Origin of the sequence: Variovorax sp. J2P1-31, from assembly GCF_030317215.1 — a bacterium.
Taxonomy (GTDB): Bacteria; Pseudomonadota; Gammaproteobacteria; order Burkholderiales; family Burkholderiaceae_C; genus Variovorax.
The window spans coordinates 677,642-703,172 of record NZ_JASZYA010000003.1; the positions used below are offsets into that span (position 1 = coordinate 677,642).

The 25,531-nt window shown below is 72.9% G+C and carries 17 protein-coding genes; 7 read left to right on the forward strand and 10 right to left on the reverse strand.

The features are described 5' to 3' along the window. Positions 1-59: 59 nt before the first annotated feature. The 6 genes from QTI20_RS23120 to QTI20_RS23145 all read left to right on the forward strand — a co-directional run bounded on the left by QTI20_RS23120 (position 60) and on the right by QTI20_RS23145 (position 5,643). Complete coding sequence (locus tag QTI20_RS23120) at positions 60-764, forward strand: Crp/Fnr family transcriptional regulator (protein WP_286554018.1); 705 nt, start codon at positions 60-62, stop codon at positions 762-764. A gap of 90 nt (positions 765-854) precedes the next feature. Beyond that, positions 855-1,541: a dienelactone hydrolase family protein gene (locus QTI20_RS23125; RefSeq protein WP_286554015.1), complete on the forward strand. Its 687-nt coding sequence runs from the start codon at positions 855-857 to the stop codon at positions 1,539-1,541. Beyond that, complete coding sequence (locus tag QTI20_RS23130; RefSeq protein ID WP_286554014.1) at positions 1,538-2,554, forward strand: aldo/keto reductase; 1,017 nt, start codon at positions 1,538-1,540, stop codon at positions 2,552-2,554. The genes QTI20_RS23125 and QTI20_RS23130 overlap by 4 nt, the downstream gene beginning before the upstream one ends. A gap of 11 nt (positions 2,555-2,565) precedes the next feature. After that, the gene (locus tag QTI20_RS23135; protein ID WP_286554013.1) at positions 2,566-3,546 is read left to right on the forward strand and encodes a Bug family tripartite tricarboxylate transporter substrate binding protein; all 981 of its coding nucleotides are present in this window, start codon (positions 2,566-2,568) and stop codon (positions 3,544-3,546) included. Next, positions 3,543-4,409 (forward strand): sugar phosphate isomerase/epimerase family protein, encoded by an 867-nt coding sequence (locus QTI20_RS23140; protein ID WP_286574275.1) that lies wholly within the window; start codon positions 3,543-3,545, stop codon positions 4,407-4,409. The genes QTI20_RS23135 and QTI20_RS23140 overlap by 4 nt, the downstream gene beginning before the upstream one ends. Positions 4,410-4,461: 52 nt before the next feature. Further along, entirely contained in the window at positions 4,462-5,643 is a 1,182-nt protein-coding gene (locus QTI20_RS23145; RefSeq protein WP_286554810.1) for an aminotransferase-like domain-containing protein, read from the forward strand. Positions 5,644-5,670: 27 nt separating this feature from the next. Here QTI20_RS23145 and QTI20_RS23150 read toward each other — a convergent pair whose 3' ends face one another. From QTI20_RS23150 to QTI20_RS23160, 3 genes are all read right to left on the reverse strand, one after another. Then, positions 5,671-6,369 (reverse strand): EthD domain-containing protein, encoded by a 699-nt coding sequence (locus QTI20_RS23150; protein WP_286554010.1) that lies wholly within the window; start codon positions 6,367-6,369, stop codon positions 5,671-5,673. 71 nt (positions 6,370-6,440) lie between these two features. Then, complete coding sequence (locus tag QTI20_RS23155; protein ID WP_286554008.1) at positions 6,441-7,199, reverse strand: SDR family NAD(P)-dependent oxidoreductase; 759 nt, start codon at positions 7,197-7,199, stop codon at positions 6,441-6,443. A 97-nt stretch (positions 7,200-7,296) separates the two neighbouring features. Further along, on the reverse strand, positions 7,297-7,887 hold the full coding sequence (locus QTI20_RS23160) for a Crp/Fnr family transcriptional regulator (RefSeq protein WP_286574276.1): 591 nt from the start codon (positions 7,885-7,887) through the stop codon (positions 7,297-7,299). A gap of 226 nt (positions 7,888-8,113) precedes the next feature. Between QTI20_RS23160 and QTI20_RS23165 the strand changes: the two genes are divergently transcribed. After that, positions 8,114-9,091, forward strand: coding sequence for a Bug family tripartite tricarboxylate transporter substrate binding protein (locus QTI20_RS23165; RefSeq protein ID WP_286554005.1), 978 nt, complete (start codon positions 8,114-8,116; stop codon positions 9,089-9,091). Positions 9,092-9,102: 11 nt separating this feature from the next. On the opposite strand, the gene QTI20_RS23170 is transcribed toward QTI20_RS23165, so the two are convergent. The 7 genes from QTI20_RS23170 to QTI20_RS23200 all read right to left on the reverse strand — a co-directional run bounded on the left by QTI20_RS23170 (position 9,103) and on the right by QTI20_RS23200 (position 25,531). Next, positions 9,103-20,409 carry a filamentous hemagglutinin family protein gene (locus tag QTI20_RS23170; RefSeq protein WP_286574277.1) on the reverse strand — a complete coding sequence of 3,769 codons (11,307 nt, stop codon included), beginning with the start codon at positions 20,407-20,409 and terminating at the stop codon, positions 9,103-9,105. Positions 20,410-20,545: 136 nt separating this feature from the next. Next, positions 20,546-21,517, reverse strand: coding sequence for a FecR family protein (locus tag QTI20_RS23175; protein WP_286554000.1), 972 nt, complete (start codon positions 21,515-21,517; stop codon positions 20,546-20,548). Positions 21,518-21,574: 57 nt separating this feature from the next. After that, the gene (locus QTI20_RS23180; protein ID WP_286553998.1) at positions 21,575-22,093 is read right to left on the reverse strand and encodes an RNA polymerase sigma factor; all 519 of its coding nucleotides are present in this window, start codon (positions 22,091-22,093) and stop codon (positions 21,575-21,577) included. Between the two features lie 9 nt (positions 22,094-22,102). Further along, a complete protein-coding gene (locus tag QTI20_RS23185; protein WP_286553996.1) occupies positions 22,103-22,774 on the reverse strand; it encodes an STN domain-containing protein in 672 nt (223 codons plus the stop codon). 155 nt (positions 22,775-22,929) lie between these two features. Further along, positions 22,930-24,276, reverse strand: coding sequence for a trypsin-like peptidase domain-containing protein (locus tag QTI20_RS23190; protein WP_286553994.1), 1,347 nt, complete (start codon positions 24,274-24,276; stop codon positions 22,930-22,932). Positions 24,277-24,293: 17 nt separating this feature from the next. Further along, entirely contained in the window at positions 24,294-24,764 is a 471-nt protein-coding gene (locus QTI20_RS23195) for an energy transducer TonB (protein ID WP_286553993.1), read from the reverse strand. After that, a complete protein-coding gene (locus QTI20_RS23200; RefSeq protein ID WP_286553991.1) occupies positions 24,761-25,531 on the reverse strand; it encodes a S1 family peptidase in 771 nt (256 codons plus the stop codon). Before QTI20_RS23200 ends, QTI20_RS23195 begins: the two co-directional genes overlap by 4 nt.

The following is a 25,531-nucleotide window of genomic DNA, read 5'->3' on the forward strand; positions in this document are numbered from 1 at the left end:
TGGTGGCCCATGCCCGTGCCTGAACCGCCGCGCACCGCACCCGATCTCGACGGGCCGCGATGAACAAGCCACGGTCCGCCGCCTACGCCTCCTGGGACGCGTCGCTCACCGTCTCCGGGCCCTGGCTGCAGGCCGTCGACCTGGGCCAGGTGATCCGGCGGGCCGGCGGCGAGATCCTGTATGCCGAAGGCTCGCAGCATCCGTACTTCTATCTGATCCGCTCCGGCTACGTGCAGACGACGCTGCAGCGGCCCAACGGAGCGAACCTGCTGCTGGACATCTTCGGGCCCGGCGCGCTCTTCGGCGAAGGCTCGGCCTTCACCGGCCCGATCCGCTCGGCCACCGCCACCACCATCACGCCGGTGGTCCTGAGCCAGTACGACCCCCAGGCCATCGGCACCGCGTTCGCGCAGCAGCCCGAGCTGGCCATCTCCCTCGTGCGCCTGCTCGGCATCAAGAACCGGCTGCTGCTCAACAAGCTGACGCGCTTCACCTCCTCGGACCCGGAGCAGCGGCTGGTGGAACTGCTGGCGCGCGTGGCGCGCACATGGCGTGACGATGCGCACGGCGCCGCCCCGGCGCCCGGCGCCACGACGTCCGTGCATCTCACCCACAGCCAACTGGCGGACATGACGGCGCTGAGCCGCGTGTCGGTCACGCGCGCGCTCAAGGCGCTGGCGCAGCGCCAGCTGGTGTGCACCCGCACGAAGTACGTCCAGATCCTCGATCCGGCCGGCCTGGAACGCTGCCTCGACGCGTACTGACAAAAAGAGCGCCGCTCCGGTATCTCCGGATACACCCCGCCGGCCGGGTGCCAAAGAAACTCTTCTTCTTTGTCATCATGGAGTTGCGAGATGGGTGATTGGATCAACGTGAGCGGCGAAGACGGCCATCGCATGCGGGCCTGGCATGAACGCCCCGCGCAGCCCAAAGCCGGTGTCGTGCTGCTGCAGGAAGTGTTCGGCGTCAACGAGCACATCCGCGCCGTGGCCGCGTCGCTGGCCGCTGCGGGCTTCGAGGTGGTGGCGCCGTCGCTGTTCGATCGCCTGATGCCGCGGGTCGAACTGGGTTATGGCCCCGACGGCATCGAACGCGGTGTCTCCCTGATGAAGCAGGCCGCCCCCCAGACGGCCGTGCGGGACGTGCAGGCCGCGGCCGCGGCGCTGTCGCCCGGCCTCCCGCGCAGCGTCGTGGGCTTCTGCTGGGGCGGCTTCGTCGCGTGGCTGGCCGCGGCGCAGGTGGAGGGCCTCTCGGCGGCGGTCTGCTACTACCCGGGCGGCATCGACGGCGCCGTGGAGGCGGCGCCGCGCGTGCCGGTGCTGGTGCACCTGGCCGAGCGCGACGAGCACATCCCGGTGCGGGGGGGCGAGACGCTTCGGCAAAAGTACCCGGAGCGCGTGCGCGTCCACACCTACGACGCCATGCACGGCTTCCACTGCGACGCCCGCGCCAGCCACGACGCGAGCAGCGCGGCCCTGGCGTGGGAGCGGACGATCGGCTTCCTCGGCGCGCAGGCCGCTGCCGGGAGGGTCGCGGCATGAATCCGCAACAGCGCGAAGTCGGCCGCAGCGGCCTGCGCGTCGGTGCCCTGGGGCTCGGCTGCGCGACCCTGGGCGGCAGCCGGCATCCGGTGCGCAGGGACGAGGCCGAGGCCCTGCTGCGCCACGCATGGGAGGCCGGCATCCGGTACATCGACGTGGCGCCCTTCTATGGCTACGGCGCCGCCGAGCGGCGCGTGGGGGATGCACTGCGCCACGAGCAGCGCTCGGACTGGGTGCTCTCCACCAAGGTCGGCCGCCTGCTGGTGCCCGAAGCCAACCCCGAGGCCGGCCCCAACGGCACGCCGCGGCCGATGCCCTTCGGCGCGGTGTACGACTACAGCTACGACGGCGTCATGCGCTCCTTCGAGCACAGCCTGCAGCGCCTGGGCCTGGACCGGATCGACATCCTGCTGGTCCACGACATCGGCGAGTACGTGCACGGGGCGGCCAACGAAAAGCATCTGCGCGACCTGCGCGAAGGCGGCGCCAGGGCGCTGGCGGAACTGAAGCAGAGCGGCGCGATCCGCGCGGCGGGGCTGGGCGTGTTCGAGCCGCAGGTGTGCCTGGACGCGATGGACTGGGGCCGCTGGGACCTGTTCCTTTTGGGCGGGGCCTACACCCTGCTGGACCAGGGACCGCTGCAGGATCTTCTGCCGGCCTGCCAGCGGCACGGGGTGTCGATCGTCGTGGGCAGCCCCTTCAATGCCGGCGTGCTGGTCGGCGGCGAACTCTGGAACTACAAGCCGGTGCCGCCGGCCGTGCGGGACAAGGTCGCGGCGCTGCGCGACCTGTGCCACGAGCACGGCGTGCCGATCGCCGCCGCGACGCTGCAGTTCCCGCTCGCCCACCCCAGCGTGGCGGCCGTCATCCCCGGCCCGCGCAGCATCGAGGAACTCGACCTCGCCCTGTCCGCGGCCCGCCACCGCATCCCGGACGCGCTGTGGGCCGCGCTCAAGCAGCGCGGACTGATCCACCCGGATGCGCCCACGCCCGATACGCCCCCCACCCTTTGAAAGGAACCGCCATGCCAGTCTCTCGCCGCACCGTGCTCCAGATCGCCGCGTCCGCCGCCACCGCGATGGCGCTGCCCGCCGTCCGCGCCCAGGGCACGGATCGCCCCTTGCGGATCCTCGTGGGCTTCGCACCCGGCGGCGCCACCGACGTCGTCGCCAGGACCATCGCCGAGCCCCTGGGACGGCTGCTCGGGCGCGCCGTCATCGTGGACAACCGGCCCGGCGCCGGCGGCATGGTCGCGACCCGGCTGGTCAAGGACGCGGCACCGGACGGCACCACGGTGATGCTGACCATCGACCATGCCCAGGTGATCATCCCGCTGACCTACAAGCAGCCCGGCTACGACCCGGCCGTCGACTTCACGCCGCTGGCCGGCGTCGCGAACTACTACAACGCGCTGGTGGTGAGCAACAGCGTGGGGGTCAAGGACTTCCAGGGCTACGCGGCATGGCTCAAGGCCAACCCCTCGCAAGGCAACTACGGTGTGGGTGCCGCCGGCAGCGTGGCCCAGTTCTCGGGCCAGCTGATCGGCAGCGCCCTGGGCGTCCACATGGAACCGGTGGCCTACAAGGGCGGCGCCCCGCTGGTGCAGGAGCTGATCGGCGGGCAGATTCCCGCGGGCATCGTGTCCCTCACCGATGCGCTCGAGCACCATCGCGCGGGCAAGCTGCGCATCCTGGCCGTCTCCGGCGCCTCGCGTTCGAAGGTCGAGCCCACCGTGCCGACCTTCTCGGAACTGGGGCTCAAGGGCCTCGAGGTGAATCCCTGGCTGGCCTTCTTCGGCCCCAAGGGCCTGCCGCCGGCCATGGTCGATGCGTTCAGCACCTCGGTCGCCAGGATCCTGCAGCAGAAGGACACGACGGAGCGGCTGGCCAGCATCGGCAACGAGGTGCTGTACGCGAGCCCCGAGCAGCTGCAACGCGAATGGGTCACGGCCGCGGCCCGGCACTGGGCGCCCGTCGTGAAGGCCTCGGGATGGGTGCTGCAGTGAGCGCTCCCCGGCTGCTCGCCGCGTACTGGACCCTGGCCGGGCAGGCGATGCCGCGCAACCCCAGTCAGGTGAGCCCCTTCGACTTCGAGGCGCGCATGCGGTCGGCGGTCGATGCCGGCTACCGGGGCGTGGGCCTGATGGCCGACGACGTGGCCGCGGTGGCCGCGCGCATCGGGCTGCCGGCGATGCGCGACGTGATCCGCTCCGAAGGGCTGCAGGAGCTGGAACTCGAGTTCCTGACCGACTGGTTCTCGTCCGGCGAACGCCGGGCGCTCGCCGATGCCCGCGCGGGGGCGCTGCTGGAAGCCGCCCAGGCGCTGGGCGCACGCCACATCAAGGTGGGCGGCGACCGGCTGGGCGCCCACTGGCCCCTGGCCTGCCTGGCGGACGGGTTCGCGGCCCTGTGCGAGCGCGCGCGGGCGTACGGCGTGTCCATCGGGCTCGAACTGCTGCCCTGGACCCAGCTCGACACCGTCGCCCAGGGCCTGGCGCTGCTGCGGGCGGCCGGTTCACCGCCCAACGGCGGCCTGCTGCTCGATGTCTGGCACCTGGATCGCGTGGGCCAGGACTGGGCCGCCATCGCCGCGCTGCCCGCCGACGCCATCTGCTCGGTCGAACTGAGCGATGCGGGGCCGGCGAGCGACAGCGTGTGGAACGACACCATCCTGCATCGCAGGTGCTGCGGCGACGGATCGATCGATCTCCCCGGCTTCATCCGCGCCGTGCATGCCACGGGCTACCAGGGCCCCTGGGGCGTGGAGATCATCTCCGACGCGCACCGCGCGCGCACGCTCGACAGCGCGGCCCATGCGTCGTACCAGAGCGCCCGCGCAGCGCTGGCCGAAGCGGGGGTGTGGCATTGATGCCGGCACCGCAGCCCCCGCCTCTTCACTTTTCTGAACGGACTCCATGACCCTGCCATTCGCTTCCAGGCTCGACAAAGTCGAGACCTCCGCCATCCGGGAACTCTTCAAGCTGCTGGGCCGGCCCGGCATCATCTCCTTCGCGGGCGGCTTTCCCGACAGCGCCATGTTCGACATCGAAGGCTTGCGCGACGCCAGCACGCGCGCCCTGGCCGACGACCCGGCCGGCGCGCTGCAGTACGGCGCCACCGAAGGGTTCGGGCCCTTGCGCGGCGCGATCGCGGCGCACGAACGCGCCAAGGGCGCCATCGACATGACGGCCGAGGACCTGATCGTCACCACCGGCAGCCAGCAGGCGCTGGACCTGCTCGCCAAGACGATGATCGATCCGGGCGACAAGGTGATCGTCGAGGCACCGACCTTCCTGGCCACCATCCAGTGCTTCCGCCTCTACGGCGCGGAGCTGATCGGCGCGCCCATCGACGCACACGGGGTGCGGGTCGATGCGCTCGAGGCGCTCATCGCGCAGCACCGTCCCAAGCTCGTCTACCTGATCCCCTCTTTCGGCAATCCGAGCGGCGCGCTGCTGTCGCTGCAGCGCCGCCTCCAGGTGCTGGAACTCGCCGCCAGGTACCGCACGCTGGTGGTCGAGGACGATCCCTACGGCGAGCTGTACTTCGCCGACGATGCGCCGCCGCTGTCGCTGCTCGCGCTGGCCTCGGAGGTGCCGGGCGCGCGCCCCTGGCTGGCGCGCTGCGGCAGCCTCAGCAAGGTGCTGTCGCCGGGCCTGCGGATCGGATGGCTGGCGGGCCCGGCCGAGCTGCTGGCGCGGGCGACCATGTGCAAGCAGTTCAGCGACGCCCACACCAGCACCTTCGCGCAGGCCACGGCCGCGCAGTACCTGGCGTCGGGCCGCCTCGCACCGAGCCTGGACCAGGCCAGGCGCGTCTATGCGCGGCGCGCCGACGCGATGTGCAGCGCGCTGGAACGGCATCTCGGCGACGCCGTGCGCTTCTCGCGGCCCGGCGGCGGGCTGTTCGTCTGGGCCCGGCTCAGTGACGGCAGCGACGCCAGGCACTTCGCGGCCCGTGCCATCGCACAGGGCGTGGCCTTCGTGCCGGGCGCGCCCTTCTTCGCCGACGCACCGGACCCCGGCTGCTTCAGGCTGTCCTTCGCCACCGCCAGCGAGGAGGCCATCGCCGAGGGCGTGTCGCGCCTGGCCAAGGCCCTCTAGGCGCGTGCCCCGCCGTGCCTGTTCAGCTCACGCGGCGGCGTCTTCCTCGATCAGCACCGTGGCGATGCGCTCGGTCAGGCCCGAGGCCTGCTGCGTGATCTTCGTGGCGGTGCGGTGCGGAAAGGCGGCCTCCATCGCGGACAGGTCTTCGAACCACATCTCGGTGACGCCGTCGCAACGCATCGCGGGCAGCTCGCGCGCCGGAGCGCGTTCGTCGACGGCATCGACCACCGCGTTCTGCACATAGGCCTTGAGCTGCGGAAGGTTCGCCGCACTGGGACCGTGCTGCTCGAACCACCAGCGCCGGAAGGCCTCGCGCGAGACGCCTTCCTTGATCTGGAACAGGCCCATGCGCTTGAGCCAGGGCGCGCCTTCGACCGCCGCCGGCCGCGGGATCACCTCGTTGGAGAGCACGACCAGCCCGGTGCTGCGCGCCATCGTCTGCACCAGCACCTCGCGGCGACGCTGGAAGGCCGACGACGCGAGCGCCTGGCGCAGCGCGGTGTAGTCCGCGAAGCACAGGCGCGTCACGGCATCGACCGGGATGTCCGCGGGTGCCATCGAGAGCTGACGGTGCGTGCGGTCGTAGACGCGCGAGACGGTCCGCGAGACCAGGCCCGGCAGCGAACGCTCCAGCGGCGCCAGGTCGGCGGCCAGCGCGCGGTAGCGGTCGCCGTCCGCATCCCCGGTGTCCGGCAGTTGTTGAAGCGAGAGGTAGTGAATCATTTTTTTTGGTCCGGAAAGACGGGATGGCGTGGCGCCTGAGAGCGACACGACGAGAGATCAAGGGCGGCCCGTCAACAACTGACCAGGAAGCCGCCATCGACGGTGATGACGGAACCCGTCATGTAGCTGGACATGCCGGAGGCCAGGAACACCGCGGCACCCACCAGCTCCTCGGGGTTGCCGAAGCGACGCAGCGGGATGCGTTGCATCAGCTGCGGACTGCGCACCGGGTCGGCACGCGAGGCCGCGGTCATGGCCGTCTCCATGACGCCGGGCGCGATCGCGTTCACCCGGATGCCGCGCGGCGCCAGTTCGAGGGCCAGCACCCGCGTCAGCATCTGCGCGGCGGCCTTCGAGGTCGAGTACGAAATCGAGCGCGGCGACGCGAAGGTCGCGGCCGTCGAGGTGATGTTGACGATGGTGCCGCCCGACGCCGCGAGGGCGTCCTCGAACGCCAGGCTCAGGTGGCGGACCGCTTCCACGTTCACGTCCATGGCCTGCCGCCAGAGGCGGTCGCGCTCCGGCGCATCGAAGGCATGGTAGGGCCGAACGCCCGCGTTGTTGACCAGCACGTCCACGCGGCCCGCGAGCGCGATCGCCTCGCGCGCGAACCGGCCGCAGGCCGCGCTGTCGCGCACATCGAGGCCGAAGGCCCATGCGCGATGGCCGTCGCGCTGCAGCCGGGCCGCCATCGCGTGCGCACCCTCCTCGTCCACATCCACGACCACCACACTGGCGCCGTACTGCGCCAGGCCGGCAGCGATCGCCGCACCATTGCCGCGGGCCGCACCGGTCACCACGGCCACCTTGCCATCCAAGCTGAAACCCATACATTGATCCTTGCGCTGGCGGTCCATTCCGCTGCCGCAGGAGATTACGGAGATCGGCCGCCAGGCGCTGTATCGCTGGATACGCGGCGCACGCCGCTCAGTCGCGGTTCAGCAAGGCGATGATCGCGGCCCGGTCGAGGATCCGCACATGCGAAGGGTGCGTGGACAGCAGCCCCTCGGCCGCCATCGCCTTGAGCGTGCGCGTCACGGTGACCCGGCTGAGCCCCGACATCGAGGCGATCTGTTCGTGCGTGAGCGAGACCACCACCGCGTCCTGGCCCGGCGATCGGTCCGTCGCCGCGATCCGACCCAGCAGTCCGACCAGCCGATCGAAGGGCGTGCCCGATGCGAAGCGGGCCAGCTTGTTGACGAGCACATGGTTCTTGGCGCCGAGCAACTCGATCAGCGAGAGCGCCAGCCGATGGTTCGACTCCGCGCTGGCGGCGAGGCAGTCCCTGGTGTAGCCGACGAGTTCCGCATCGGTCAGTGCGGTGATGGTCGCCGTGCGCGGCGTGCCGGCGAAGGTGGGGCCTTCGCCGAAGATCGCGCCCGGGCCGAAGATTTCCAGCAGCAGCGATGCGCCGTCGGCGCGATTGACGGTGGCCGCCACGAAGCCGCTGTGCACGCGGTAGAAGTGATCCGACCGGCTTCCCCGTTGGTAGAGCATGTGGCCCTCCAGCAGCTTCACGCGGGTCCCGGCGATCGTCGCCTGCTCCCACAGCGAAGAAATTCTCAGGGACGCATCCCATGAAGCGTAAACGCGCGAGTGGCTCATTTTTTCATTATGGGTCCGCGTCTTCGCGTCCCCGGCATCGCAACCGCGATGCATGTATCGGTGGATACAGCGCCGGTGCCGGCCCGCGATCCAGAATTTCCAACCCCTCGGGAATGCCATTCAAAACAGGAGACACACCATGATCGCATTCACGCGCCGGCAGGCGCTCGTCGCCGCGGCCCTGCCCTTTCTGGGGCGGCTGGGACAGGCACAGGCCGCCGCCGACCATTCTTCCGGGCAGGTGCGGATCGTGGTGCCCTACCCGGCGGGCGGGCCCACCGACACGATCGCGCGCCTGCTGTCCGACGGATTGCGCAAGGGCCTCGGCGCGACCTGCCTGGTCGTCAACCAGCCCGGTGCCTCGGGCATGATCGGCACGCGCATGGTGGCCGCGGCCGAGCCCGACGGCCATACGCTGCTGCTGGGGAACAACCAGACGCACGGCTCCAACATGCTGCTGGTGAAGGAGCCGGGTTACGACGCCTTCGCGGATTTCAAGCCGGTGCTCGGGATCGCGGCCATGCAGCATCTTCTGGTGACCCGCAAGGACCACCCCGCCGGCAGCCTGGCCGAGTTGATCGCCAGGGGCAGGAAGGCGCCCCTCGCCTTCGGCTCGACCGGCAACGGCTCCGCATCGCATCTGGCGCTGGAACTGTTCCGCGCCACCACGCAGATCCAGGCCGTCCACGTGCCCTACCGCGGCTCGGCGCAGGTGCTGCCGGACCTGATTGGCGGCCGCCTGGACGGCTGGTTCTCCACCCTGCCCAGCGTCATCGGCCAACTGCGCAGCGGCACGCTCAAGGCCTTCGCGGTGGCCTCCGCGACGCGGGCACCGCAGATGCCTGAAGTGCCGACCCTGGCCGAGCAGGGCGTGGCCAACTGCGAGGCCGATGCCTGGTCGGCGCTGTTCGCGCCGTCGAAGGTCCCGGCGGCCGTTTTGGACAGGCTGTCGGAAGCGACCCAGGCCACCTTCGGCAGCGCATCGGCCCGCGCGGCGCTGACCGAAGCGGGCTTCCTGCCGAAGCTCGTGCCATCGGGCCCCATGGCCAGCTTCATGAAGGAGGACCTCGAGCGCTGGCGGGCGGTGGTGCGCACCGCCAACCTGTCGGCGGAATAAGCGGCCCGGGCTCAGCGCCGCAGGTTGCGCTGCTCCGTCGCGCTCAGCTGGCTCAGTTGCGCCGCCGGCAGGTCCATCTGCCCCAGCACCTCGAGCGCCTGGCCCGGCGCACCCGCATGGCCGCCGCGCGCGGCCGGTGCCGGCGAACGCGGCGCGCCCTCGGGCGCCTCGCCGCCGAAGCCCAGCACCCGCACCGTGAACACCGAGGGCAGCGCCTGGCGCGCCGCCGCGCGCTCGCGCTGCAGCACCTCCTGCGCCGCCGCCGTGGCTTGCGCGGTCGCGGCGCTGGCGTTGGTCAGCGCGCCGATGTTCACCGCGGCGATCACCGGAATGCCCTTGCTCTCGCCCTTGACCTGGATGTTGTCGGCGTTGAGCACCTGCAGCGCCGCGATGTTGAGGTTGCCCGCCACGCGTAGCCCCGCATCGCCCGCGTTCACCGTGCCCAGCGGCGCCACCAGGTCGACGTCGCCGTCGCCCACGGTGCCGATGCCGCTGCCGCTCATGTCGGACTTCTCGCGCACCGTGGTGTTGCCGTTGAGGTCGGTCAGCACCTCGGGCGCCGAGGGCACGCGCACGGTCTTCGAGCCGCGGCCCGCGTCGATGTCGCCCACGGTCGACCAGATGATCTGGTCGCTGCCCTGCTGCGTGGCCTCGGGCACGAAGGACAGGATGCGCGAGCGGTTCACCGTCACGTCGTCGTTGGCGAAGATGTCGATGTGGCCCGAGGCCAGCGTGACCAGGCCGTAGCCCTCGGGCACGGTCGCGCCCAGCGCCGCCACCTGCAGGCCGCCGCCCGGCGTGAGCACGTTGATGTCGCCGCCGGCCATGGTGCGCAGCATCAGCTGGTTGGCCGCCACGTCGCCCTTCCAGCCGGTGCCGGGGAACAGGGTCTTGATGGCCTCGTAGCCGCGGTTGTAGCCGCCGTTGCGCGGCAGGCCGCCGGTGCCCGGCTCGTTCTGGTCGCGCCCGGCCTCGCGCAGTTCGAGCAGGTAGATCTGGCGGATGAACTGCTGCTGCGCCAGCGCGGGCAGCGTGTTGAAGCGCGCCCAGGCCTCGAGCGGCGCCAGCGTCTCGCCGGTCATGTCGTGCATGTACGAGACCAGGCCACGCCGCACCGTCTTCTGCAGGCCGCCGAGACGGGTCTCGATGCGGTCGCTCAGGTAGCTGGGCAGCAGCGTGCCGTCGGCACCGCGGGTCGTGAGGTAGGCCGGCATGGCCGCGACCTTCGTCGGATCGAGGTAGGCCGCGGCGAAGGCACCGTAGCCCGCGGCCGCGTTCATGCCGGCCATCACCGTGATCGACGCGCCGTTGTCGGGCAGGCCATTGACCTGCGTGAGCGGCACCGGCCGGTTGTTGCTGTCGTAGCGCCGGTTGCCCAGCGTCTGGATCTGCAGGTCGTCGGCGTACACGTCGCGGCCGGCTGACAGCACGAGCGCGCCCGCGCCTTCGACCGTGATCAGGCCCGCGCCCGCGCTGGCGTTGCGCACCGAGCGCATCGAGAGGATGTCGTTGCCGGCCTCGAGCAGCGTGCTGTCCTGCGCATGGACGTTGCGCGCGCTCAGGCGGATGCCGCGGATGTCGGTGCCGGCCCGGGCCCAGGTCTGCTCGCTGGCCGTCATGTCCAGGCCCAGGATCGAGCCCTTCGCGGCGTAGACGCGGCTCGGTTCGTGGTCGCCGGCCAGCGGCAGCGGGTCGGGGTTGCGCAGGCCCTGGTAGTAGAGCTCCTGGGTCGCGCCGGTGTAGCTCAGCCCCATGTCGTTGCGCAGCAGCGCGTTCAGGTTGACCTGGTGCAGCGCGCCGTCGCCGCCCAGCGGCACGAAGGCCGAGGGCATCATGGCCGGCGTGGCGCGCGCCATCACGATCTCGGTGAAGGGCTGCTCGGGCGTGCCGGCGTTCGGTCCGTTGCGCAGCACCACGTCCTGCTGGGCCAGCAGGCGCAGGTCGCTGCGCGCCGCGGGCATCAGGTACATCGCGCCCTCGAGGGCCAGCGAGCCGTTCATCGCCGTGGCCTGCACCAGGGCCGGATAGCGGTTGGCGCCCTTGCCCGCCAGGTTGTTGTCGGCCGTGTTGTTGTTGTAGAGGTCGACGTCGCGGAAGACGTACTCGCCCTGGTTCACCAGCGTCACGTCGCCGCCCGTGGACAGCAGGCGCAGCGCGGTGCGCGCGGTGTAGCCGCTCATGTAGGCGCCGTAGTCGAGCACCAGGCCCGTGGGGCGGTAGCCCTCGCCGTAGCGCACCAGCAGCGGGTCGAGCACGGTCTGCAGCCGCAGGTCGCCGGCGGTGCGCAGCGTCATCGTCGCGTCGCCCAGCGCCAGCACCGGCGCCAGCGCGTAGGTGGCGCTGACCGTGCTGCTGCCGCCGTCGTGGCGGCGCACGTCCACGCTGCGCCCGGTCGCGGTTTCGCCTGCGCTGATCTCGCCCGCGCCGCGCGCCACGTAGTACTGGCCACCGCGCAGCGCGCCGGCCGCGTCCACCGTCAGCGCGCCGCCGTTGCGCATCTCCATGGTCATCGGCGCGCCCACCGACAGGCCGCCGCGCACGCGCGCCGTGGTGGTGAGCGAGACGCCCAGGTCCACCACGTCGCCGCCCGCGCGGACCCGGACGTTGCCGCCGCCGAACACGCCCACGCCCTGGCGGAATTCGCCGTGGTTGACCCACCAGCTCGATTGCTCGGGTGCGTGCGGGATCGGTCCGTAGACGCCGTCGATCTCGCCGAAGGTGCCGTCGTTGTATTCGCCGAAGAAGAAGCCGGGGCTGAGGTTGCCCTGGCGGTTGAGCCATTGCGTGTAGCGCTGGTCCGAGGGCGCGGCCGTGATGTTGCCCTGCGCGTTCAGGTCCAGGTTGCCACCGGCCGTGCCGTAGCGCGCATCGGCGCGCGCGGTCGTGAAGTCGTCCCAGCGGCTCAGGTCCTTGCGGCCCGCGGTGTAGATCACCGAGTCGCGGTGCGCCAGCGTCAGGTCGCGGCCGGCGCGCACTTCGATGTCGCCGGTGCCGGTGCGCAGCAGCTTGCCGGCGCCGTTGTCGGGTTCGCCGGCCGCCGCGGTGTTGGCGGTGCCGATCGTGATCGAGCCCTGGCCCGCCGCCAGGCCGGCCAGCGGCTGCAGCGCCAGCCGGTCGGCCGATGCCAGGTCGGCCCCGGCCACCAGCCGCAGGTTCCACGACGCGGCGTCCTGCAGCACGCCCGTGCGGTCGGCCGCGTCGAAGCCGTCGCTCAGGTGGCCGTGGAGGACCAGGTTGCCCGCGGCGCGCAGGCTCAGCGTGCCCTCGTGCGCACCGGCGAAGTCCTGGTGCAGGTTCCAGTCGCTGCCCAGCGTGAGGTCGCCCGGGCTCTGGATCTCGATGCCGGCCATCACCTGCATGCCGCTGCCCAGCCGCGCCTGGATCGCCGCGGCGCGGGCCGCGAAGGCATGGGCCTCGGCGACCGCCACCGCCTTGACCGCCTCGACCGTGTCGGCCGTGTAGCTGGCCGTGCCCTCGAGCACGGCCGAGCGCGCGCCCACCAGATCGACCGCGAGCTGCGTGACCGCGATGTCGTCGTTGGCGGCATTGCGCAAGGCGCGCAGCCGCACCACGCCACCGTCGGCGCCCGCCACGTCGATGCGCCCGCCGCGCAGCGCGAGCACGCCGCCCGTGGCCTCGAGCGTGACCCGGCCGCTGCCGAGTTCGCCGGTCGTGCCGGCCAGCAGCTGCGCGCCGGCCTGCATCGTCAGGCCGTCGCCGCCGACGATGCGGATCGCGCCGCCGTAGGCGCTGCGCGCATCGATGCGGCCGGTGATGTCGACCCGGCCCTGGTCGGCCACCAGCGCGAAGTCTTCCACCGTGGTGCTGCCGTCGAGCCGCACGTCGCCCTCGCGCACGCGGAACTGGCGCGAACGGTTGAAGCCCGAATCGTTGAGGCGCTGGCTGAAGGCCGCGAAGTCGGGCAGCGCCGCGATGTCGAGCGAGAAGGCGCCGGCCTTGCCGCCGTCGGCGCCGGCCTGCGCCGCGATCTCGCCGTCCAGCCGCACGGTGCCGCCGCCCGAGGCCGCCAGGCTCAGCCGGCCCGCGTTGCCGCCGTCCGGGTGCGCGGCCAGGTTCAGGCGGCTGCCGCCTTGCAGCCGGATGTCGCCGCCGATGGCACCGATGCGGATGCTGCCCGCGTCCGCGTATTCGGCCACGTCGAAGAACTGCTTGGCGAAGCCGCCGACGTCGAGCACCGCGCCCTCGGCCACCACCACGCTGCCGCCGTTGGCCGTGATGTCGATGCTGCCGCCCAGCGCCTGCGCGCGGCTCGCGACCCGCACGTTGCGCCCGGCCAGCGAGAGGCTCGCGCCCAGGCTGGCCTGGGCATCGGCCGGGGCCGTGCCCGGCTCGGCCTGCGCCAGCAGCGCGAGCTCGCCCTGCGTGGCGATGCTCTGCACCGCGCCGCCGCGGCCGGTCAGCAGCGGCGTGCGTAGCGTGAGCGCGCTCGCGCCGCTGTCGATGCCGCCCTTGCCCTCGCCCACGATGCGCTCGCTGCCACCCAGCGAGACCGCGGCGAAGCCCGCGAAGGTCTTCTGGCCCTGGCCCAGCACCAGCTCGCGCGCATCGATGCGCAGGCTGCCGCTGCCGCCGGCCGGCATCGGTGCCGCCGTGCCGCCGCTGTTGGCCAGCGTCACGCGGTCGCCCTGGACCGTGATGTCGCCCGCGCCCGCCGCCACGAAGGCCGCGCCGTCGAAGGTCAGCGAGGCCAGGCCCGCGGCGCCCAGGTCCAGCGAGCGGTAGAAGTCGAAGCTCGAATAGCTGCGCAGCGTGAGCCGCGTCGAATCCGACAGCTGCGCCAGCGAGCCCGCGTCCAGCACCATGCCGCCGCTGCCGCCGCCGAAGCCGATGCGCCCGGCCGCCACCGACAGGTCGGTCGCGCGGATCTGCGCCGAGCCCGCGAGCTCGGTGCTGCGCGTGGCGTCGATCAGCAGCGCCGCGCCGCCGTCGATCACCGCGCCCGCGCCGATGCGCACCAGGCCGCCCTCGCCGATGTCGACGTTCTGCCGCACCACGCGCGCCGCCTCGCCGCTCGACAGGCGCAGCAGCGCGCCATGGTCGCGCGCCGGCGCGGTGAGCACGTCGTCCTTGGCGTCCCTGGCGTCGATCACGCCGTCGCCGTTGTCGTCGAGCCGGCCGTCGGGGTCGGTGTAGACCGCGGCCGTGTGCGGCGTGACGATCAGGTCGCCGCCGCCGGAGGTGGCCCGGCCCTTGACCGCCAGCCGGCTGCCCGCGTCGACGCGCACCTGCTCGCTCGCCGCCAGGATGATCTCGGGGCCGTAGAGCGCCGAGCCCGCGTCGTTGCGCACCACGATGTCGCTGGCCGTCACGTCCAGCCGCAGGCCCAGCGCATCGCCGCTGCGCTTGCCGCCCACCAGCAGGCTGCCCGCGCCGAAGCCCGAGAGGCTGGCCGCGTCGATCACCAGGTAACCGTCGCGGCGCAGGTCGCCCGCGTCCTGGCCGGCGCCGACGATGGCGATCTTCTGGCCCGCGATGTCGACCAGGCCGCCGCGTCCGCCCGCATCGGGCTGCGAGCGCAGCGTGCCGTCGAGCAGCAGCGTCTGCGTGGCCTCGAACAGCACCGCGCCGCCGTCGCGTGCCAGCCGCGGCGTGACCACGTTCTGGCCGGTCAGCCGGTACTGCGTGAGCTTGAAGGCCTCGGAGGAGAAGAATTCGTTGGCGAAGGCTTCGTTGTATTCGGTGTACTTGCGCACCGTGGCGCCGGGCAGCACGCGCCAGCCCGAGGCCTGCTCGTCCTGCGTGCCGCCCAGGCTGTCGCCGCGGCGGCCCTGGACCACGAAGCTGCCGTCGGGCAGGCGGGCCGCGCCGGTGGCCACGCCGCGCCAGTCGCGGCCGTTGCCCTGCACCGCGAAGGCGCCGGGCAGCAGCGCATAGCGGGCCGGCAGCAGCGTGTACCAGCCGGCCGCCAGGCCCGGGCCGCCCGCGAGCCAGACGCGCGCGCCCGCGGGCACGCCGTTGACCGGCGCGGCGCTGTCGTAGCCGGGCACGATGGCATACATGCCGGGCACGTTGAGCACGTCGTGCGAGCCGCCGGGGCCGGGCACGAACTCGGCCGCGTGCAGGTCGCCGCCGCCGGTGATGTCGAGCACCGCGCCCTTGGCGAGGTTCACCTCGGGCGCCTTGAGCGTGATGCGCTTCTCGGGCGGCGCGGTCATCGAGCCGCCCGCGGTGCTGCCGTCGGCGGCCTTGCGCGGGTCGTGCCAGTGCTCGTTGTTGACCAGGTAGCCGTAGGGCACGTCCAGGCCCGCGCCCGACACCGAGCTCAGGCTGCCGTCGCCCAAGGTCAGCTGTCGGCCGGCGACCAGTTCGATCTGGCCGAAGGGCGCGCGCAGCACGCCGTTCTGCGTGATCACCGGCGCCTCGAGCCGCAGCGTGCCGCCGGCCGACAGCGGCGCCGAGCGCGCATCGCCCAGGCGCTCGACCGTGATCGCATCGCCGGCCTGCACCACGCCGCTCATGCCGGTCGAGGGATAGACCTGGCCCGCGCGCAGCACCAGCGCGCCGTCGACGGCCAGGCGGATGTCGAAGCGGCTGCCGTCCTGGATCTGCGTGGGCAGCTCGCCCGCGAAGCGGATCTCGTCGCCTTCGATCACGGTGCGCGCGAAGCCGCCGATGTGCATGCCCGCATCGCCGCCCTGCGTGTCGCGGCGGATGTCGACCAGCCGGCCCGCGAGCGTGAGCTGACCGGCGGCCGCGGCGCCGGCCGGCGCGGCCGCGGCCACGCCGTCGCTCAGTGCGCTGAGTACCAGCTGCGGCGCGCGCAGCCGCGAGCTCGTGCCTTCGTGGCCGACGATCGGTCCGGTGATGGCAATCGAGCGGCCCAGCGAAAGATCGACCTGGTCCAGCCGCACGTTGCCGGTCAGCGCGAGGTCCGCGAAGCCGCCGCGCGCGATGCTGCCCGGGCGCACCGTCAAGGCGTGACGCTGGCCCGGCGTGGCCAGCGCATCGCGCAGCAGGTCGGCATAGAAGAGGTTGTCGCGGAACAGGTCCAGCACTTCGGGCGTCAGGCCGAAGGCGCTGCCGTCGAGCGCCGGCGTCCGGCCCGGCTGGGTGGCCCGGTCGGACAGCACGATCTCCTGCGTGTCCTGGAGGTGCGCGAGCAGCGCGGTCGGGATGACCATCGGCCGGTCGATGTCGTAGCCCCAGCTGCGCAGGCCGGGCGCCCAGTCGTAGTCGAGGCCGCCGGTCCAGTTGCCGCAGACGCCGTCGCCCGGCAGGCCGAAGCAGTCGGGGTCGACCAGGTTCTGCGCGAGCTGTTCGAGCGGCGATCCGAGCGCCGACGTGGGCGCCGCCAGCATGAGCTGCAGCCGGCCGCCGCGCGCACCGGGGCCGCCGGCCTCGGCCTTGAGCGTGCTCGCGATCAGGCCGGTGCCCGAGATCAGGATGCTGCCGCCGTGGCTGTCGAGCGTCTGCATCGGCGCGGCGCTGCCGCCGAAGCGGTTGCCGCTGCGCACACCGTCGATGCGCCCGGTGGCGCCCGACACGTCGACCAGCGCGCCCTCTTCCAGCGTCAGCAGCGAAGGACCCTTGCCGATGGCCACCGTGCCGCCGTCGAGCACCTGACCGACCTGCACGCCCGTGGCATCGGCATGCAGCAGCGGCACGCCGCGCGCCAGCAGCTGTGCACCGGTGCTCAGTGCGACCTGCCGCCCTTCGAGCTCGATGCGGCCGGCCGGCGCCTCCAGCGTGCCGTGCACCGTGGTCGCGCCGGCCTCGGTCTTGAGGCGGAGCGTGCCGCCCGCATCGGAACGCACGACCGCGCCGCTGCCGACCGTGATGTCACCCGTCCCGCCCAGCGCCAACTGCACCGGGCGGCGCGCGAAGCGCTGCTCGGGCGCCAGCACCGCGACCGGCACCGCCTCGGCGAGCCGGGTGCCGCTGGCCAGGTGGCGGTAGTCGAAGCCGTCCAGCGCCAGGCTGTGCGGCAGTTGCGTGACCTGCGCATCGTCGGGCACGCGGATGTCGCCCAGGCTGTTCACCGACACCACGCCGAAGCCGCGCGCGCCGTAAAGGTCGCCCGGCAGCCACAGCACATCGGGTGCGGCCGCGCTGCCGCCGAGTTGCACCGACGCGGCCGTGGTCAGCGCCAGCGTGCCGGCCGAGCCCGCGGCCAGCGCGCGCAGGTCCAGCGCGCCGAGGTCGGCGCCCGCGGCCAGGCCGGTCAGGCCGACCGTCCCTGCGTTGCCCACGCGCAGTGCCGGCAGGCCCTTCTTGCCCGCGTCGACGCGGCCGCCGCCCGAGACGTCGATCACGGCCTGGGTGGCGATGTCGAGCTTCTCGGCATCGAGCATGACCGTGCCGCCATGGATCGCCCAATGCCGCGGCTGCACGCCGTCGCGCCAGCTGTTGATCCACTGGCCACCGGTGTCGAGCCGGCCGCCCTCGCCGAGCCGGAGCGTGCCCCTGGCCGCCGTGATGCGGATGTCGCCGCCGGCCGCGCGGACGGTGCCGTCGATGGTGACCGTGTTGGTCGAGTTCTCGAACTCGTTGACCAGCACCGAGGCGCCCGGCGCCAGGTCCAGCACCGCGCCGGCCTGCAGCGTGAAGTCGCGCCGCAGGTGGAATTCGATGGTGCCCATGCCCGAGGCGCTGAGTTCGTCGTCGCGGATGTAGCTGAGCTTGTCCACGCGTCCCGGCAGCGGCGGGGCGACGAAGTCCTCGCCCAGCGGCGACTTCGCGCCGAAGTCCGCGGCCAGCCGGTGCGGGTCGCGGCCGATCACCAGTTCGCCCAGCGACCAGGGCCGCTCCTCCACGCTGCCGTTGCCGAAGGCCAGCGTGCCGCCGGCCTTCTTCGCCGCCTGCTTCTGCTGCCGCTCGCCGACCACCACGTCGCCCGCGTAGCCGCCCTCGAGCACCATGCCCGAGCCGGCGAAGATCTTCACCGTGCCGGCCGCGCGGCCTTCGGTGTAGCCCGACTCGAGCATGTGGCGACCGATGACCGGGCTCTGCCAGGCGGTGGACACGCCCCAGCGCGAGTGGCTCTCCACGTACTGGCCCGCGATGCCGGTGAAGGCCATGTCGGGCATGGCTTTGTCGGCGCTATAGACGCGGCCGTCGGCGCCGATCAGCTTGGTCGCGGTGTTGAGCCCGTCGGCGTAGCGCACCGAGCCGCCCGAGACGTCGAGCAGCGAGCCCTCGCGCGAGATGAAGGCGCCGCCCGCGCGCAGCGTGATGGTGCCGGCGTCGGTCGACAGCTCGGCCAGGTCGGTCTTGCCCACGCCGACCCAGCCCGCCACGTCGGCCAGCGGCGTGCCGACCCAGGCGCCGGGGATGTAGGCACCGGCGGCGTTCTTCACCCACTCGACGCCGGCCATCGGCCCGTCGGTGAACACGCCGTTGGCGCGCCGGTCGACGATCAGCTTCTTGCCGCGCAGCCAGGCGTCGAGCTGCAGCGGCGAATCGCGCAGCTCGTTGATGCGCAGCTCGGCCTCGATGAAGTTGCGCGCCATGTCGACCCGCGCGCCCTGCACGCCCGCCACGCTGACGTAGGCGTCGCGGTCGAGGTAGATGCGGCTCGCGTCGCCGAGGTGGCTGGGGCGGAAGTAGCCCAGCTGGATGTTGAGCGGATTGACCGCCGACTCGACCTTGACCGTGCCCGCGGGCGCGATCACGCCGGCCTGGGGCCGGAAGTCGATCAGCTGGCCGTAGAGGCTGATCCAGCCCGGCTGGTAGCGCGTGGCCAGCGCGGTGGTCTCGATCTCGCTGGTGTCGCCGGCGTCGAAGCCCACGCGCGTCACGCTGCCCTCGCCCAGCGTGAGCGTGCCGGCGGCCCAGTTCAGCAGCACGTCGTTGGTGTCGCTGTTCTGCCAGGCGTGCGTGCCCAGGCCCCAGGCGCGCAGCAGCACCGAGCCGTTGCGGTTGTTCAGCGCGGTGGTGGCCAGGGCGACGCCGTTCTGGTGCACGTCCATGGCCTGCATCGTGATGTTGCCGCGCTCGGCCTGCACGATGCCGCTGTTGGTCACGTCGTAGCCGACGCTGCTGGCGCGCTCCGCCATCTCCTTGAGCACCACCGCCTTGAGCGCTTCGGTGAAGGCCGGGTTGTAGGGACTGGTGCCGGTGGTGAGCGCGTTGTAGAGGTGGGTCCAGGCAAAGGCCCAGCCCTGCGCGGCCGACACCGCGACGTCGAGCCCGCGCAGCGGGTCGCGGTCGGTGGCGCGCGACTCGTTGAGGTAGACGTTCTCGCCCGCCGCCAGGATCACCTGCCCGTCCGGCGCCGAGATGCGCCCCGCGTTGCTCACCTTGGGCGCGAACAGCATCACCTTGCCGCCGCTGGCCGCCTCCAGCCGCGCGCCGGCCAGCACCTGCACCGCGCCCGGCAGCGCACCGGGCACGAAGCGGTCCACGCCGCCCAGCTTGTCGGGCGCGCCGTTCCGGCCGGGCTCGAAGCCCAGGTTGATGTCGGGGCGCACGGCCGTGAAATCGCCGAACTGCGGAATGCCGAAGGCGTCGCCCTGCCCCTCGTAGGCATCGGGGAAGGACTGCTGGTTGTTGATGCCCAGCTTGAACTGCTTGTCCGACAGCGACAGGCTCGAGGCCACCAGCGAGCGCGTGTTCACCTGGCTGCTGCCATGGAACACGATGCCGTTGCGGTTGACCAGATAGACCGAACCCTCGGCCTGGATCTGGCCCGCGATCTGGCTCGGCTTGCCGCCCGGGTCGTTGATGCGGTTGAGCGCGATCCAGCCGTTGGTGCCGTCCTTGGCGTTGCGGCCCTTGGACTGGTCGAACTTCACCGTGGTGTTCCGGCCCACGTTGGAGCTTTCCCAGTTGAGGATCGCCTTCTCATCGGTCTGCTCGATGCCCACCACCGTGCGCCCGCCCGCGACGCTCTGCACCGGCGCCTTGGCGTTGAGCCAGCCGGCCGTGAGGCTGTTCGTGTCGACCTTGAGGCCACCGTCCACGAGGCCATCGGGCACCGTGGCCGTGGCATTGAGCGCCGCCAGCCGCGCCGCTTCCTGGGCCGCCTGCTGCGCCGCGATGCCGCGTGCGGCGAGGTTGAGGTTGTCGAGTGAGCGCTGCATCTGCGCGTTGTCGCGCTGCTGCGTGGGGTTGGTGAGGCTCGACACCGGCTGGCCGTTGGGCAGCCGGCCGGTGGCCTGCGCCGTGCCCTGGATCACGTTCTTCTGCGCCAGCCAGGCCGCGCCCAGCGCGCGCTGCGCATGCGCGCTGCCCACCATGCCGCCGGCGGCCAGTGCCAGCATCAGGGCCTGCACCAGCGGCGTGAGGCGCAAGGCGCTGCGCGCCTGGGAATGTGACGACGTGGCGGCCCCGGCCGGGTGGTGAATGCGCGTATCCATGTGATGCCCTCGATCCTTCTTCTGTGATCCGTGCGCCGCGACAAATGAGCGGCGCTTGGAACCTAGACCGGCGGGCCCGGCCGGATCGGCAAGCTTTTCTTTTGAAGATTTCGTGACAGCGCGGCGGCGCCGGCCGTCAACTCAACAACACCAGACCGCCCGGCAACGAGCGCACGCCCAGGCCCAACGAATGCTGGATCTGCGCGATCGCGCGGTCGAGCGCGGCGATCTGGAAGCGGCCGGTCACCTGCCTGCCGGCCAGCTGCCGGTCGAGCAGCACCACCTGGCCCGCGCGGTAGCGGTTGATCTCGGCCACCACCTCGCCCAGCGGCGTGTCGACGAAGCGCAGGTAGCCCTCGCGCCAGGCCGAGAGCCGCGACAGCGCGCCGGCATCGACCGCGCGTGCCGGGCCCAGCACGCGCGCGTCGTAGACCAGCTGCTGGCCGGCCGCAAGCGTGCGCGCGCCGGCCGCGTGCGCGACCTCGACGCGGCCGGCCAGGCAGCTCACGCAGATGCCCTCGGGGCCGCTGCGCAGTTCGAAGCGTGCATCCGAGGCGCTCACCTGGGCCCGGCCGGCCTCGACCGTGATGCGGCTGCGCGGCCCCTGCAGGTCGACCGCGGCCTCGCCCGCGATCAGCGCGATGCCGTCGGGGCGCAGCGCGATGCTGGTGCGGGTGTTGAGCTCCACGCGCACGCCCTCGCCCAGCGCCACGCTGCGGCGTTCGCCGATGCCGGTGCGGTGGTCGGCCTGCAGCTCGCCGATCGACGGCCAGAGACCCAGCGGCGGGTGCACGATGGCCGCGGCCGCCGCCGCGGTGGCGAAGCCCAGGCCGCCGCCGACGAACCAGCGGCGCGAAGGTGAAGGCACGACGGCGCGCTGCGGCGCGCGCGCGGCCGACAGCGCGCCGGCCGCGCCCAGCAGCGCCCAGCCGCGGCGCGCGGAGGCGAAAGCAGCCTGGTGCGCGGGGTCGGCCCGGCACCAGCGGCGCAGCGCGTCGGCGTCGGCCGGCGTCATCTCGCCGGCCGCGACGCGGTCCATCCACGCGCGGGCCTGGCGCGCGATGGCGTCGCGCGGTGGCGTGGGGGGCAAGGAGTGGGACAGGGTCATGGTCGGAAGGCCGTCCTCAGAGGACGGTTGGCGGGCACCGGATCGGCAAACAACAACTCAGGCGTCCTTGTTCGGCCGGCGGGCCATGCAGTACTCGTGGGCGCGCTTGAGCTCGAGCCCGATCAGCCGCGCCGACACGCCGAAGCGCGCCGCCGCGGCCTGGTTCGAGAGCTCGTCCACGCGCACCGCGAGGAAGATCGCGCGGCGCCGCGGCGGCATGCTGTCGATCACATGCGACAGCGCCTCGATCTCGTCGCGCGCGGCCGCGAGTTCGTCCGGGCCGGGCGCGGGGTCGGCGATCTCGTCCATCAGCGCATCGATCTCGTCGGCGCCCATGTAGCGCTTGTCGCGCTCCATGCGGTCGAGCGCCACGTTGGTCGCCATGCGCATCAGGTAGGCGGCCGGGTTGGCGATCGGGCCCAGCGCCTCCTTGCGCTCGTCGAGCCGCACCCAGGTGTCGTGCAGCGCATCGCTGGCCAGGTCGACCGAGCCCAGGCGGAAGCTCAGGCGGCGCTTGAGCTCGTCGTAGCGCTGGGTCAGCAGCTCGCGCAGGGCGGACAGGCTCGCTTGGCTCATGGAAGGGGCTCAGGGTTGCGCGCAGACCGGCGGCGCGTCCGCGGGCTGCGCGCGCAGCAGCACGACGAAGGGCTGGCGCGGGTCGGCCGGCGGCGGCGCGAGTTCGGCCCGCGCCACGGCCGCGACGATGGCCGCATCGCGCCGCGCATCGCCGGTGGTGTCGAGCAGCCGCGCCTGCGCCACGCGCCCGGTGCCGTCGATGCGCACGCGCAGCGCGAGCCGGTAGCGCCCGAGCGCCAGGTCGTCGCGCGCGCACAGCGCCTGCAGTAGCGCGGCCTGCACGCGCGCGTTGTCCGAGGCCTCGCGGCCCACGTTCGCCTCGGTCGCCGAGGCCGCGCGCGGAGCGGCTTCCTCCGCCGGCATCAGCACGAAGGCATCGGGCGCCACCGCGCGCGCCTGCAGGCCGCTGCCTTCGAGCAGCCGGTGCAGCGCCTCGGGCGGCGCGAGGCGGCCGCGCAGCGCGGCGCTGCGCCGGCCCTCGACCAGCGCCGAGGCGAAGAAGACCGAGAGCTGGGTGAGCGCGTCGTAGCGCGCCAGTGCTTCGGCCAGCGGCAGCGCGGGCAGGTCGAAGGCGGCCTCGGCCATCGGCTCGCCCGCCGGGGCCGCGCCGGCTGGCGGCGCGCCCGCGACCAGGACCGCCATGCAGCCCGCCAGCAACCAGTTGCGGGCGCACAGCGCCATGCTTGCCATCGGGAGTCGCGCGTCCTGTGGTCCATGCCGATCGATGAATCGCACCGCGGCAGAATCGCCCGGCACGCGTGCGCCGCGGATCGTAGGCAGGCGGCATGACCTGTCGGTGACAACGCGGCGGCCGACCGCCTCTGTGCACCGCCGCCTCAGCACTTGGCCTGGCCCGCCCGTGCGCAGATCGGCACGAAGAGCCGGGTCGCGCCGCGCTGCACCAGCAGGGCCGCGGCGCCGTCCGCCAGCTCGAGTTCGTTGGCCAGCGTCTCGGCACTGTCGATGGGCTGGCCGTTGAAGGCCAGGATCAGGTCGCCGGCCTGCACGCCGGCGCGCGAGGCGGCCGCGTTCACACGCTGCACCAGCAGCCCGCCCTCGACGCGCAGCAGCTGCTGCTCGTTCGGCGCGAGCGGCCGCACCGCGAAGCCCAGGCGGGCCGGGGCCGAGGGCGCGGCGGGCGCGGTCCGGGGCGCGTCGTAGCCCTCGACCTGCACCTCGATCACGCGCTCGGCGCGGTCGCGCCAGACCACCAGCCGCAGCGTGCGCCCGGGCGGCTGCTCGGCGATCAGGCCCAGCGCATCGGCCGCCTGCACCACCTCGCGGCCCTGCACCTGTCGGATCACGTCGCCGGGCCGCAGGCCGCCGCGCTCGGCCGCGCCGCGCGGCGCCACGTCGTTGACCAGCGCGCCGGCCGGCCGCGGCAGGCCGAAGGTGTCGGCCAGCGCCTGCCCGACCTCCTGCACCGACACGCCGATGCGCCCGCGCGTGACGCGGCCGGTGGCCAGCAGCTGGTCCTTGATGCGCATCGCGGTGTCGATCGGGATCGCGAAGGACAGGCCCTGGTAGCCGCCGCTGCGGCTGTAGATGCGCGAGTTGATGCCGATCACCTCGCCCTGCAGGTTGAACAGCGGGCCGCCCGAGTTTCCGGGGTTGATCGGCACGTCGGTCTGCAGGAACTGCATCGCGTCGGCGCCGGGCAGCAGCCGGCCCTTGGCGCTCACGATGCCCGCGGTGACCGAGTTGCCGAAGCCGTAGGGCGAGCCGATCGCGACCACGCCGTCGCCCGGCTCGGCGCGCGCCGGATCGCCGATGCGCACCGTGGGCAGGCCCTGGGCCTCGATGCGCAGCAGCGCGATGTCGGAGGCCGCGTCGAGCCCCACCACCTGCGCCTTGAACTCGCGCCGGTCGGGCAGGGTCACGCGGATCTGCGTGCCGCGCGCGACCACGTGGGCGTTGGTGAGGATCAGCCCGTCGGCCTCGAGGATGAAGCCGGTGCCGAAGCTGCGCGTGTCGGCCGCGGGCTCGGTGCCTAGCGGCAGACCGCGGTCGCTGTAGCGCCGCGGCGGCGTGGCGTCGCGCTCGACGCCGATGTGCACCACGGCCGGCCCCTGGGCCTTGACCAGCGCCGGCAAGCCCGCGACCGGCCAGGGCGCGGCGGCCGGCGCGAGCGTGCACGCGGCGCCCAGGCACGCCGCGACCAGCCCCCGGCGCCACCCTTGCATGCGCGCGGCCATGGCGCTCAGGTGGCGGCCGTGAAGCTCAGCGTGAGCTGCAGCACCATGGGCTGGCGCATGTCGCGCGGCGGCGGCTCGCTCAGCGGCTGCGCGGTGAGCAGCGCACGCAGGTCGGCATCGGCCTGCGCGTCGCCCAGCGAATCGAAGGCCACGCGCTCGACCCGGCCGTCGGCCGCGACCCAGACCCGCACCACCAGCGGCGGCGGGGGCGGCGCGCCTTCGCGCAGCAGCCGCGCCTGCATCCAGGCATGCAGCCGCTGCACGACGGCATCGGCCGGATCGCTGAGCGTGGACTGCAGCTGGTTGCCGGCCATGTTGGCGTAGCTGATCCAGTGCTGCGGCACCGGCGTCTGGGCCTGCACCGGCGCGCCCGTGGCGGCCAGGCCGAGGCCGACCAGCCCGCAGGCGCGCAGCAGGCGGCCCCAGCCGCGGCGCAGGGTCGAGAAGGAGGAGGAGGAGGCAGAGGAAGAGGTCATGGGGCAGTCGTGGAATCGATCGGTCGGGGTCCGCCGCACAGCACGCCGACGGAGAGCGTCGATGCACGGGCGGCCGGCGATTGGTGGGCGCTCAGCTGCGCGCTGGTGCTCTGCGAGAAGGCGATGCCGTGCGCCGCCAGAAAGGGCTTGATGGCCGCCACCGACACCGCGCGCACCTGCGTGGCGCCGGTCAGCGGCGCGGTCGACGACGTGCGGCTCAGCACCTGGCCCGACGCATGCGGCGCCGCGGCCACGCGCTCGACCACCACGCCCAGCAGCAGTCCGTCGGCGCCCAGCACGGCCGTGCCGCTGGCGCCGGGCCGCGCGCCCGACAGCAGCTGCAGGCCCTCGGCGCCGGGCACGGTCATCGCGTTGCTGCGCAGCAGCGCGCGGTCGGGCAGCCGCCGCAGCGTCTCGTAGGCTTCGGCGAACACGCCGACGCTGGTCGCGGGCAGTGCATCGGCCTGGGCCAGCGTGGCGCTCAGGTAGGGCTTGAGCGTGCTTTGCAGCACGGCCAGGTCGAGCCCGGCATCGACCGCGCGCACGCGGGCCTCGGCCACCTGTGCGCCCTTGATCACGAACAGCGACTTGCAGTTGGCCACCGCATGCGCGGCCGTCAGCACCTCGCCCTCTTCGTTGAGGAACACGCCGCTGGCATTGGCCTCGGGCGCGGCCACGGCCGGCATGGCGCAGGCGAGCAGCACCCCTGCCGCCCAGAGGCTGGCGCGCGGCATGGCGTGCGTGGATCGCGGCAGGAAGGAAGGCAT

Bases quoted from the DNA above. Each gene is read 5' to 3' on its own strand.
- QTI20_RS23120 (WP_286554018.1), top strand. From the start codon at position 60: ATGAACAAGCCACGGTCCGCCGCCTACGCCTCCTGGGACGCGTCGCTC.
- QTI20_RS23125 (WP_286554015.1), top strand. From the start codon at position 855: ATGGGTGATTGGATCAACGTGAGCGGCGAAGACGGCCATCGCATGCGG.
- QTI20_RS23130 (WP_286554014.1), top strand. From the start codon at position 1,538: ATGAATCCGCAACAGCGCGAAGTCGGCCGCAGCGGCCTGCGCGTCGGT.
- QTI20_RS23135 (WP_286554013.1), top strand. From the start codon at position 2,566: ATGCCAGTCTCTCGCCGCACCGTGCTCCAGATCGCCGCGTCCGCCGCC.
- QTI20_RS23150 (WP_286554010.1), bottom strand. From the start codon at position 6,369: ATGATTCACTACCTCTCGCTTCAACAACTGCCGGACACCGGGGATGCG.
- QTI20_RS23155 (WP_286554008.1), bottom strand. From the start codon at position 7,199: ATGGGTTTCAGCTTGGATGGCAAGGTGGCCGTGGTGACCGGTGCGGCC.
- QTI20_RS23165 (WP_286554005.1), top strand. From the start codon at position 8,114: ATGATCGCATTCACGCGCCGGCAGGCGCTCGTCGCCGCGGCCCTGCCC.
- QTI20_RS23170 (WP_286574277.1), bottom strand. From the start codon at position 20,409: ATGGATACGCGCATTCACCACCCGGCCGGGGCCGCCACGTCGTCACAT.
- QTI20_RS23175 (WP_286554000.1), bottom strand. From the start codon at position 21,517: ATGACCCTGTCCCACTCCTTGCCCCCCACGCCACCGCGCGACGCCATC.
- QTI20_RS23180 (WP_286553998.1), bottom strand. From the start codon at position 22,093: ATGAGCCAAGCGAGCCTGTCCGCCCTGCGCGAGCTGCTGACCCAGCGC.
- QTI20_RS23185 (WP_286553996.1), bottom strand. From the start codon at position 22,774: ATGGCGCTGTGCGCCCGCAACTGGTTGCTGGCGGGCTGCATGGCGGTC.
- QTI20_RS23190 (WP_286553994.1), bottom strand. From the start codon at position 24,276: ATGCAAGGGTGGCGCCGGGGGCTGGTCGCGGCGTGCCTGGGCGCCGCG.
- QTI20_RS23195 (WP_286553993.1), bottom strand. From the start codon at position 24,764: ATGACCTCTTCCTCTGCCTCCTCCTCCTCCTTCTCGACCCTGCGCCGC.
- QTI20_RS23200 (WP_286553991.1), bottom strand. From the start codon at position 25,531: ATGCCTTCCTTCCTGCCGCGATCCACGCACGCCATGCCGCGCGCCAGC.